Raw genomic sequence first — 12,309 nt, forward strand, 5'->3', positions numbered from 1 at the left:
CTACCGCCCGCGCATCGGGCGCAGTGCGGGGCGTGCCGGGGCGGCGCCGTCCAGCCGCCCGGCCAGCCCGGCGGGTGTGGGGGCGTCGAACACGGTCCGGATCCCGACGTCCACGCCCAGCTCGGCGTGGATGCGGCCGACGAGCTCCACGGCGAGGAGGGAGTGGCCGCCCAGCAGGAAGAAGTCGTCGTCGACCCCGACCTCGTCCAGCCTGAGGACGTCGGCGAAGGCCGCGCAGAGCAGCTCCTCCTCGCGGGTGGCCGGGGGGCGCCCCTCGGCGGCCCGATGCCCGGGTGCGGGCAGTGCGGCGCGGTCGAGTTTCCCGTTGGCCGTGAGCGGCAGCCCGTCCAGCACGACCAGCGCCGACGGCACCAGATGGGCCGGCAGCCGGTCGGCGGCGTACCGCCGGACGGTCTCGGCGTCGGCCGCCTCGCCGACGAGGTAACCGACCAGCCGCGTGTCACCGGGACGGTCCTCGCGGGCGATGACGGCGGCCTGCTCCACCAGCGGGTGCGCGGCCAGCACCGCCCGCACCTCGCCCGGCTCGATCCGGAATCCCCGGACGTTCACCTGCTCGTCCACCCGCCCCAGGAACTCCAGCCGCCCGGCGGCGCTCCAGCGGGCCCGGTCTCCGGTGCGGTACATCCGCGTCCCGTCCTCGAACGGGCACGCGACGAACCGCTCGGCGGTGAGCCCGGCGCGCCCGACGTACCCGCGGGCCAGCTGCGCTCCGGCGATGTACAGCTCCCCGGGCACGCCGGCCGGGACGGGCTCCAACCGCCGGTCGAGGACGTACAGGCGGGTGTTGGGCGTCGGCCGCCCGATGGGCACCGACGCGCCGGTCCCGTCTCCGGCGGCGACCTCGAACACGCAGCACCCGACCACCGCTTCGGTCGGGCCGTACTCGTTCACCACGACCGATCCCGGCGCGCGGTCCAGCCAGGAGCGGGCCAGCGGGCCGGGCAGGGCCTCGCCGCCGACGACCCAGACCCGCGCCGCGGCGGACACCTGCGCGTCCGACAGCATCCCTCCCAGCAGGGGCAGATGCGCGGGGACGACCTTCGCCAGCGCGAAGCCGCTCCCGGACCGCAGCAGGTCCGCCAGGCCCTCGGCGCCACCTTCCGGGCTCACGACGACCTGGCCTCCGCACGTCAGCGGGGCGACCAGGCTCGTGATGGTCAGGTCGAAGGCCGGCGAAGAATGCAGCGGCGCCGCGCCGCCGGCGGCGCCGTACCGCTCCGCCGCCCACGCGATGTAGTTCGCCAGCGCCGCGTGCTCGACCGCCACTCCCTTCGGGCGGCCGGTCGAGCCCGACGTGTAGATGATGTAGGCCAGGGACCTCGGCCCCTGCGGGGGCTGGGCCGGTGCCGCCTCCAGCCGCATTCTGGTGAGCGGGTCGTCCAGTGCCACCACGCGGGTCCGCCCGGCGGGCAGCTCCTCGGCGACCTCGTCGACGGTCACGACGAGGGCGGCGCCGCAGTCGGCCAGCATGAACGACACCCGTTCCGCCGGGTACTCCGGATCCACCGGGACGAAGGCCGCCCCCGCCTTCCACACGCCCAGCACGGCGACCACCAGGTCGGTCCCCCGCGGCAGGCACACCCCCACGACCGACTCCGCACCCACGCCCTCGGACCGCAGGAACCGCGCCAGCCGGTTCGCCCGGGCGTCGAGGTCGGCGTAGGAGACCCGTTCATCACCGCAGGCCACCGCGACCGCGTCCGGCGACTGCGCGGCCCGCGCCTCGAACCGTGCCACCACGTCCGCCTCCGGCATCGGCGACGACGTGGCGTTCCACTCCCGCACCACGCGCCTGCGCTCGTCCTCGTCGAGGACCCGGGCGGTGGTGACGGGGAGCGTCGGGGAGCTGACCAGGGCCTCCAGGACGCGCGTCAGCCGCTCCGCGAGCCGGACGGCCGAGGCGGGGTCGAACAGGTCGTCGGCGGCGACGAGCGCGCCGCGCAGTCCCGCGGGTGCCCCGCCCCGGTCGAACAGCTCCCCGACGCTGACCTCCAGGTCGAACTTCGACACGGTCGTGCCGGACGGCACCGCCGCGGCGTCCACGCCCGGCAGGTCGAGCACGGCACGGGTGTTGTTCTGGAAGGTCAGCACCACCTGGAACAGCGGGTGGCGCGCCCGCGACCGGGCCGGAGCCAGCTCCTCCACCAGCCGCTCGAACGGCACGTCCTGGTGCGCCAGCGCCGCCAGGCCGGCCTCGCGGACCCGCGCCAGCACCTCGGTGAACGAGGGATCGCCCGACACGTCCGTCCGGATCACCAGCGTGTTGACGAAGAAGCCGACCACGTCGTCCAACGCGACGTCGGTACGCCCCGCATTGGCGGTGCCGATCGGGATGTCCTCGCCCGCTCCCAGGCGTGAGAGCAGCACCGCCATCGCCGCCTGCACCACCATGTAGGTGGTGACGCCCTCGGCCCGGGCGAGCCGGACCAGCTTCGCGTGCACGTCGGCCGGGACGTCCAGCGGCACGCTGTGCCCGCGCCCGGAGGTCACGGCGGGACGCGGGCGGTCGGCGGGCAGCCGCAGTTCCTCGGGCGACCCCGCGAGCGTGTCGCGCCAGTAGGCGACCTGGGCGGCCATCAGGCTCTCCGGGTCGTCCTCGTCCCCCAGCAGTTCCCGCTGCCACAGCGCGTAGTCGGCGTACTGCACCGGAAGCGGGTCCCATGAGGGAGCGCCCCCCGCACGCCGCGCCGCGTACGCCACCGACAGATCGCGCGCCAGGGGCGCCCACGACCAGCCGTCGCCCGCGATGTGGTGGACGACGACCACGAGCACCCGGTCGTCCGGCCCGGCCTCCAGCAGCCGGGCCCTGATCGGCGGCTCGGTCGCGAGGTCGAAGGCGTACGCGGCGGCGTCCGCGATCGCGGCGTCGAGGCCGCCGGGCGCCACTCGGCGGACTTCCAGGCCCCATTCCAGCCGGTTCGGGTCGAGGACGCGCTGGTACGGCTCGGTTCCGGCCATGGGGAAGACGGTGCGCAGCACCTCGTGCCGTCCGACGACGTCGCGGAGCGCGGCGGCCAAGGCGGGCCGGTCCAGGTCGCCGGTCAGCCGCAGCACGACCGGGATGTTGTAGGTCGCGCCGGTCCCGTCCAGTTGCGCGACGAACCAGAGGCGGCGTTGCGCGAACGACAGCGGCACCCGGTCCGGGCGCTCCCGGGACGCCAGCGGCGGACGCGCCCCGGACGCGCCGCCGAGCCGTGCCGCGAGCGCGGCGGGTGTGGGCGCGTCGAACACCTCGCGGATGTCGAGGTCCGCGCCGAGCACCGCGCGGATCTTGCTGGCCAGCCGCACCGCCAGCAGCGAGTGTCCGCCGAGCGCGAAGAAGTCGTCGTCCACCCCGACCGACTCCAGCTCCAGCACCTGGGCGAACACCCCGCACAGCAGCTCTTCGCGGGGGTCGGCCGGGTCGCGGCCGTCCTGCGGACCGGTGGCGGCGTCGGGTGCCGGCAGGGCGTCGCGGTCGAGCTTGCCGTTCACGGTGAGCGGCAGCGCGTCCAACGCCACGAGAGCGGACGGCACCATGTACTCCGGCAGCCGCTCCGCCGCGTACGCCAGCACCGCCCGGGTGTCGAGGGCCGTGCCGTCCTCGGGGACGGCGTACGCGACGAGCCGGAGGCCGCCAGGGGTGTCGTCGCGCGCGACCACCGCGGCGCGGGCGACCGACGGATGCGCGGCCAGGACGGCCGCGACCTCGGCCGGTTCGATCCGGTGCCCGCGGATCTTGACCTGGTCGTCCGCGCGTCCCGCGAAGCGCAGCAGCCCGTCCGGCGTCCACCGGGCGCGGTCGCCGGTCCGGTAGAGGCGCGCGCCCGCCTTGCCGAACGGGTCGGCGACGAAGCGCTCGGCCGTCAGGGCGGGGCGGCCGAGGTAGCCGCGGGCCAGGCCCCGGCCGGCCACGTAGAGCTCGCCCGTCACGCCCGGTGGGACGGGAGCCAGCCGCTCGTCCAGCACGTAGACGGCGGTGTCGAGCACGGGCGAGCCGATCGCGGCCTCCGCCGCGTCCGGGTCGCAGCGCCAGAGGGTGGCGTCCACGGTGGTCTCGGTCGGGCCGTAGGAGTCGAACATGCGCCGGCCCGGCGCCCAGCGCGCCAGGACGTCCGGCGGGCACGCCTCGCCCGCCACGACCAGGACGGTCCCGGGATCGATCGACCCTTCGTCCAGGGTCGCCAGGACGCCGGGCGGCAGGGTGACGTGGGTGATCCGCCGGTCGGCGAGGAACCGGGGCAGCGCCGAGCCGAGACGGTCCCGCTCGGGGATCACCACGAGCGTCGCGCCCGCCAGCAGCGCCATCAGCCATTCCCACCCGAAGGTGTCGAACCCCGCCGAGGCGAACTGGCCGACGCGGGCGCCCGGTCCCACGCCCAGATGGCGGACCTGCCCGGCGACCAGGCTCGCCACCCCGGCGTGGGACACCACGACGCCCTTGGGGCGGCCGGTCGACCCCGAGGTGTAGATCACGTAGGCGGGGTGCGCGGTCGAGAGCGGGCGCAGCCGGTCGGCGCCGGTGACCGGGTCCGGGCTCTCGGCGGACGAGGAGGCCCCGTCCACGGCGAGGACGCCGCCGGTTCCGGCCGGCAGGGCGGCCGCGGTCTCCGCCGTGACCAGCACCGCCGCCGGCCGGGCGTCCGCGAGCATGAACGCGATCCGTTCGGACGGGTATCCGGGATCGAGGGGGAGGTAGGCGCCGCCCGCCTTCCCGATCGCCAGCAGCGCCGCCATGAGGTCCGCGCCGCGCTCCATGCACACGGCGACGACCGACTCCGGCCCGACGCCCCGGCGGATGAGGAGCCGCGCCAGCCGGTTCGCGCGCGCGTCGAGATCGGCGTAGGACAGTTCGGCGCCGCCCGCCTCGACCGCCGTCGCGGCGGGACGGCGGGCCGCCTGCGCCTCGAACAGGTCCGGGATCGGCGCCGCGCGCACCCCGGTGGCGGTGTCGTTCCACTCCTCCAGGATCCGGTGCCGCTCGTCCGCACCGAGCACGTCGACCTCGGCGAGGCGCATGTCCGGGGCGGCGGTGACCTGGTCGAGCACCCGGGCCAGGCGTCCGGCGATCCCGGCGACGGACTCGCGGTCGAACAGGTCGGCGGCGCCGATCGCCGTTCCGCGCACGCCCGCCGGGGCGCCGCCCGCGTCGAACGCCTCTCCCACGAGCACGTCCAGGTCGAACTTCGCGGCGGCGCCGCCGACCGGCAGCGGTGCCGCCCGCAGGCCCGGCAGGTCGAGCACGGCCTCGGCGTTGTTCTGCAGCGTCAGCATGACCTGGAACAGGGCGTGCCGGGCGGTCGAGCGGGTCGGCGTGAGCTCCTCCACGAGCCGTTCGAACGGCACGTCCTGGTGCGCCAGCGCCGCGAGGCTCGTCTCCCGCACCCGGGCCAGCACCTCGCGGAACCCGGGGTCGCCTCCGAGGTCGGTACGGATGACCAGCGTGTTGACGAACGAGCCGACCAGGTCGTCCAGCGCGGCGTCGGTGCGGCCCGCGTTGGGCGAGCCGATCGGGACGTCCTCCCCCGCGCCGAGGCGGGACAGCAGCACCGCCATCGCGGCCTGCAGCACCATGAAGACCGTCACGCCCTCGGCGCGCGCCAGCGCCACCAGCCGCGCGTGCACCTCGGCGGGGATCTCCACCGGGACGCTGTGGCCCCGGTGCGAGGGCACCATCGGACGCGGGCGGTCCGCCGGGAGCCGCAGCTCCTCCGGAGCGCCCGCCAGCGCCGCGCGCCAATGGTCGGCCTGGGCCGAGATGAGGCTCTCCGGATCGTTCTCGTCACCGAGCAGGTCCCGCTGCCACAGCGCGTAGTCGGCGTACTGCACCGGCAGCGGCTCCCACGCCGGGGGGCGCCCCTCCAGGCGGGCGGCGTAGGCGACGGACAGGTCGCGGGCCAGCGGGCGCACGGACCAGCCGTCGCCCGCGATGAGGTGGAACACCACGAGCAGGACCCGCTCGCCCGGCGCGGTCTCGAACAGCCGGGCCCGGATGGGGAGCTGCGTCGCGAGGTCGAACGGGAGCCCCGCCGCGTCGCCGACCGCGGCGTCCAGCGCGGCGGGGGCGACCTCGACGGTCTCGACGGCCCAGTCCAGGTCCGCGGCGTCCAGGATCTGCTGGCGGGGCTCGCCGTCGTCGCAGGGGAAGACCGTCCGCAGGACCTCGTGCCGCCCGATGACGTCCCGGAACGCGGCGTCCAGCGCCGCCGCGTCCAGGTCGCCGGTGAGGCGGAGCGCGATCGGCACGTTGTAGGTGGCGCTCGGCCCTTCCATCTGCCCGATGAACCACTGGCGGCGCTGCGCGAACGACAGCGGCACGCGCTCCGGCCGGTGTCGCGGTGTCAGGGCCGCGCGGGCCCGCGCGGCGCCGCCGAGCCGCGCCGCCAGCGACGCCACCGTCGGCGCCTCGAACAGCGCGGCGAGCGCGACCTCGACGCCCAGCACCGCCCGGATCCGGCTGATCAGCCGGACCGCCAGCAGCGAGTGGCCGCCGAGGGCGAAGAAGTCGTCGTCCACCCCCACCCGGTCCACGCCGAGGATCTCGGCGAACGCCCCGCACAGCAGCTCCTCCCGGGCGTCGGCCGGGCCCCGTCCCGCCCCGGCCGCGTACTCGGGGGCGGGCAGCGCGGCGCGGTCGAGCTTGCCGTTGACCGTCAGCGGCAGCGCGTCCAGCGCCACCACCGCGGCCGGGACCATGTGCACGGGGAGCCGTCCGGCCGCGAAGGTCCGCACGTCCCGGCCGAGGTCGCCGCCGGTCCCGCCGGACGCGTCGGGTGCGACGACATAGGCGACGAGCCGCACGTCGCCGGGCGCGTCCTCGCGGGCGACCACCTCGGCCTGCGCCACCGCGGGATGCGCCGCGACCGCGGCCGCGACCTCCCCCGGCTCGATCCGGAACCCGCGGACCTGCACCTGGTCGTCCACCCGCCCCGCGAAGACCAGCCGGCCCGTCGCGTCCCAGCGGGCCCGGTCGCCCGTCCGGTACATGCGCGCCCCGGGCCGGAACGGGCACGCCACGAACCGCTCGCCCGTCAGCGCGGCCCGCCCGAGGTAGCCGCGCGAGACCTGGTCTCCGGTGACATAGATCTCGCCCGCGACGCCGACCGGCGCCGGGCGCAGCCACTCGTCCAGGACGAACACGCCCACGCCAGGCAGGCCCCGTCCCACGACGCCGCCGGCGGACCCGGTTCCCAGCTCATGGAACGACACGTGCACGGTGGTCTCGGTGATGCCGTACATGTTCACCAGCCGCACCGCTTCGTCGCCGCGCTCCCACCACGAGGACAACCGCGCCGGGTCCAGCGCCTCGCCGCCGAACACGACCGTCCGCACGTCCCCGAGCGCCCCTGCTCCGGGCGGGAGGACGCTCAGCAGCTGGTAGAACGCCGACGGCGTCTGGCTCAGCATCGTGACGCCCTCGCGCACCAGCAGCCCGGCGAACTCCTCCGGCGACCGCGACGTCTCGAACGGCACCACGACGACCCGCCCGCCGTGCAGCAGCGCGCCCCACAGTTCCCAGACCGAGAAGTCGAACGCGAACGAGTGGAACCAGCTCCACACGTCCTCGCCGGAGAACGCGAACAGGGGCCGCGCCTGGGCGAACAGGCCCGTGACGTTGCGGTGCGAGACCACCGCGCCCTTGGGCCGGCCCGTGGACCCGGAGGTGTAGATCACGTACGCCGCGTTGTCCGGACGGACCGGAGCGGGCCCCATCGGCGCCGCGTCCATCCCGGCGAGAGCCCGGGCGGTGTCCGGATCGTCGAGGACGAGCGGTTCGGCCGTGCAGCCCGCCAGCCGGTCCGCGAGGCCGCCGGAGGTCACGATCTGGGACGCGCCGGCGTCGGCCGCCGTGAACTCCAGCCGTTCGGCCGGGTACGCCGGATCGAGCGGCAGGTAGGCCGCACCCGCCTTCACCACCGCCAGCATCGCCGCGACGGCGTCCACACCGCGTTCCAGGCAGATGCCCACGACCGACTCCGCGCCCGCCCCCCGCGCCGCGAGCGACCGGGCCAGCCGGTTCGCGCGGGCGTCCAGGTCCGCGTACGTCACCCGTTCGGTGCCCGACACCACCGCGACGGCGCCGGGGGTCCGCGCCGCCTGCGCCTCGAACAGCTCGGGAAGGGTCGCCGCGGCGGCCGCCACGCCCGGGTCGTTCCACTCCTCGATCACGCGGCGGTGCTCGTCGGCGTCCAGGACGTCGAACGCGCCGAGGCGGCCGGCCGGGTCGGCGGTGACGGTGTCCAGCAGCCGGACGAACAGGCCCGCGATCCGCGCGACGGTCTCCGGTTCGAACAGGTCGGCCGCGCCCACGATCCGGCCGCCGAGCCCGGTCGGCGCCCCCCGCTCGTCGAAGGTCTCCCCCACGAGCACGTCCAGGTCGAACTTCGCCGCCTGACCCGCCGGATCCGCTCCCTCGGCGCGCACGCCCGGCAGGTCGAGGACCGCCTCGGCGTTGTTCTGCAGCATCAGCATGACCTGGAACAGCGGGTGGCGCGCCCGGGAGCGGGCCGGGGACAGCTCCTCGACGAGGCGCTCGAACGGGACGTCCTGGTGGGCCAGCGCGGTGAGGCAGGTCTCCCGGACGCGGGCGAGCACGTCGCGGAAGGCCGGGTCGCCGGACACGTCGGTGCGGATCACGCAGGTGTTGACGAAGAACCCGACGAGATCGTCCAGCGCCTCGTCCGAGCGGCCGGCCACCACCGACCCGATCGGGAGGTCCGTGCCCGCGCCGAGCCGCGACAGCAGCACCGCGAGGGCGGCGTGCAGCGCCATGAACGTGGTGACGCCCTCGGCCCGCGCCAGCTCGGCCAGACGGCGGTGCACCTCGGCGGGGACGTGCAGCGGAACGCTGTGGCCCCGGTACGAGCCGACGGCCGGACGCGGGTGGTCGGCCGGAAGCTCCAGCTCCTCCGGCGCTCCGGCGAGGGCGTCGCGCCAGTGGGCGACCTGCCGGGAGACCAGGCTGCCGGGGTCGTCCTCGGCGCCCAGCATCTCGCGCTGCCAGAGGGTGTAGTCGGCGTACTGCACCGGCAACGGCTCCCACCCCGGCGCCGTCCCCTCGCACCGCGCCGCGTAGGCGGCGGACAGGTCCCGCCCGAGCGGCGTCCACGACCAGCCGTCCCCGACGATGTGGTGCACGACGACGACCAGCCGGTGCTCGGTCGACCCGTCGGAGAACAGCCAGGCCCGGATCGGCACCTCGCGAGCGAGGTCGAAGGTGTACCCGACCGCCTCGGCGACCGATTCCGCGGTCGCGGGGCCCGCGACGATCATCTCCCAGTCGAGCGCCTCCGGGGCCAGGATGTGCTGACAGGGCTCGCCGCCGTCCTCGGGGAACACCGTCCGCAGCACCTCGTGCCGCTCGACGACGTCGCGCAGCGCGGCGCCCAACGCCTCTCGGTCGACCTCGCCCGTCAGCCGCAGGACGGCCGGGATGTTGTAGGCGGCACTGGGCCCTTCGAGCTGGGAGATGAACCACAGCCGCCGCTGCCCGTGGGACAGGGGGATCCGCTCGGGCCGCGGCCGGGCGGTCAGCGGCGCGCGCCGCGGGCCCGCACCGTCCAGCCGCAGGGCCAGTTCCGCGACGGTGGGGGCCTCGAAGAGGGTGCGGACCTCGACCTCCACCCCGAGCATCGTCCGCACGCGGCTGACCAGCCGCACCGCCAGCAGCGAATGCCCGCCGAGCGCGAAGAAGTCGTCCTCGACCCCCACCCGGTCCAGGCCGAGGACCTCGGCGAACGCCAGGCAGAGCAGCTCTTCCCGGACGCCGGCCGCGCGCCGTCCCGAACCGGCGCGCCCGGCGAAGTCGGGGTCGGGCAGCGCCCGGCGGTCCAGCTTGCCGTTGGAGGCCAGCGGCAACTCGGGCAGCACCACCACCGCGGCCGGGACCATGGGCTCGGGCAGGCGGCCGGCCACGAACTCCCGGAGCCCTTCGACCTGCGCGCCGTCCTCGGTGACGACGTAGGCGACGAGGGCGTCGCGGCGCGCCGCGACGGCGGCCCGGGCCACGCCGGGATGGGCCAGCAGCGCCGCCTCCACCTCGCCCGGCTCGACGCGGAACCCCCGCACCTTGACCTGGTCGTCGACCCGCCCGAGGAAGACGATCTCGCCGTCGCGGGTCCATTTCACCCGGTCGCCCGTGCGGTACATCCGCGCGCCGGGCGCGAACGGGCAGGCCACGAACCGCTCCGCGGTCAGCCCCGGCCGTCCGACGTACCCGCGCGCGACCTGTGCCCCGGTGACGTACAGCTCCCCGGGGACCCCGACCGGCACCGGACGCAGGGACGCGTCCAGGACGTAGCACGCGGTGTTGGCCACGGGTGACCCCACGGGCACCCTGTCGCCGCCGGTCAGGCGGGTCGTGGCGACGCCGATGGTCGCCTCGGTCGGCCCGTAGTGGTTGAACACGCGGCAGCCGCCGCCCACCAGTTCCCGCACCAGTTCCGGGGAGGCGGCCTCGCCCCCGAGGACGAGGGAGCGGGCCGGGAGCACGGCGGAGGCGCCCAGCGCCGCCAGATGCGACGGCACCACCTTCATGAACTCGATGGCATGCGCCCGGACGTAGGCGGCGACGGCGTCCGGGTCGGTGGCGGCGTCCTCGTCCAGGACATGCAGCTCACCGCCCTTCGCCAGCGCCGCGAACAGGACCGTGTTCCCCAGGTCCGTCGCCTGCGCCTGCAACAGCAGGTACCGGCCCGGACCGAACCCGACCCGCTCCGGGACCGACGACACGTAGTTCGCCACCGCGCCGTGCGTGGCCGCCACGCCCTTGGGGCGGCCCGTCGAGCCCGAGGTGTAGATGACGTACGCGGTCCCGTCCGCGTGGGCCTCCGCCTCCGGTGCGCAGGCCGGTGCCCGCTCGATCTGCGTTCGCGTGAGCGGATCGTCCAACGCCAGCGTCCGGGCCCGGCCCGCGGGCAGCCCGTCGGCCACCTCGTCGGTCGTCAGCACCAGCGCGGCGCGCGCGTCCGCGAGCATGAACGCGATCCGCTCCCCGGGTTGCGCGGGGTCCATCGGCAGGTACGCCGCGCCCGCCTTCCACACCGCGAGGATCGCCGTGACGAGGTCGGCGCCGCGGGGAAGGCAGAGGGCCACCACCGTCTCCGGCCCGGCCCCCTGGGCGATCAGGAAGTGCGCCAGCCGGTTCGCGCGCACCTCCAGCTCCGCGAAGGGCACCTGCTCCCCGCCCGCGACGAGGACGGACCCGTCGTCCAGATGGGTCCGGAACAGCTCCGTCAGGGGACGCGCGGGCGCCTGCCCCCGCGTCGCGTTCCACTCCACCAGCACGCGGTGCCGATCGGCCTCCGGCAGCACCTCCACCGCGCTCAGCGCCACTGCGGGGTCGGCCGACACCGCCTCCAGCAGGCGCGCCCACGCCGCGGCGATCCAGGACGCCCACACCTCGTCGAACAGCGCCGCCGAGACCTTGACCGTGCCGCGGACGCCGCCCGGCTCGCCCTGCTCGCCGAACGTCTCACCGACCAGGACGTCCAGGTCGAACTTGGCCGCCGTCCAGGAGCCCGCGGACAGTTCCGGCGCGGCCCGGACGGTCACGCCGGGCAGCTCCAGGGCCGCGTCCACGGTGTTCTGCATCGTGAGGACGACCTGGAACAGCGGGTGCCGGGCCATCGACCGCGACGGCGCCAGCTCCTCCACCAGCCGCTCGAACGGCACGTCCTGATGCGCCAGTCCCGCAAGGCTCCGCTCCCGGACCCGCCGCAGGACCTCGCGGAAGGACGGGTCGCCCGACAGGTCCGTCCGGACCACCAGCGTGTTCACGAAGGAGCCGACGAGGTCGTCGAGGGCCTCGTCGTTGCGGCCGGCGTTCGCCGAACCGATCGGGACGTCCGTGCCCGCGCCCAGCCTGGACAGCAGCATCGCCAGCGCGCCCTGGAACACCATGAACAAGGTCGCGCCCTCGGCCCGCGCCACCTCCAGCAACCGCGCGTGCACGTCCGCCGGCAGCTCGAACCACGCACTGTGCCCCTCGTGGGACGCGGCGGCGGGGCGCGGCCGGTCGAAGGGGAGGCCCAGTTCCTCCGGGACGCCCGCCAGCGCGTTCCGCCAGAAGTCCACCTGGCGCGAGATCAGGCTGCCCGGATCGGACTCCTCGCCCAGCAGTTCCCGCTGCCACAACGCGTAGTCCGCGTACTGCACCGGCAGCGGCTCCCACGCCGGAGCGCGGCCCGCGCGGCGTGCCGTGTACGCCGCCGACAGGTCCCGGGCCAGCGGGTCCATGGACCAGCCGTCGCCCGCGATGTGGTGGACGGTCACGACCAGCAGCAGGTCGTCCGGGCCGCCGTCGAACAG

General features: G+C 75.7%; 1 protein-coding gene (running past one end of the window). It reads right to left on the minus strand.

All coding sequences use genetic code 11. The features are described from left to right. On the minus strand, window positions 1-12,309 hold the 3' portion of the coding sequence (locus tag QP089_RS37800; protein WP_285918571.1) for a non-ribosomal peptide synthase/polyketide synthase. It continues 2,220 nt past the right edge of the window; the window shows 12,309 of its 14,529 coding nt (coding positions 2,221-14,529); its start codon lies beyond the right edge, outside the window — the gene reads right to left on this strand; the stop codon is at window positions 1-3.

It is taken from the genome of Actinomadura opuntiae (genome assembly GCF_030283205.1).
GTDB lineage: Bacteria > Actinomycetota > Actinomycetes > Streptosporangiales > Streptosporangiaceae > Spirillospora.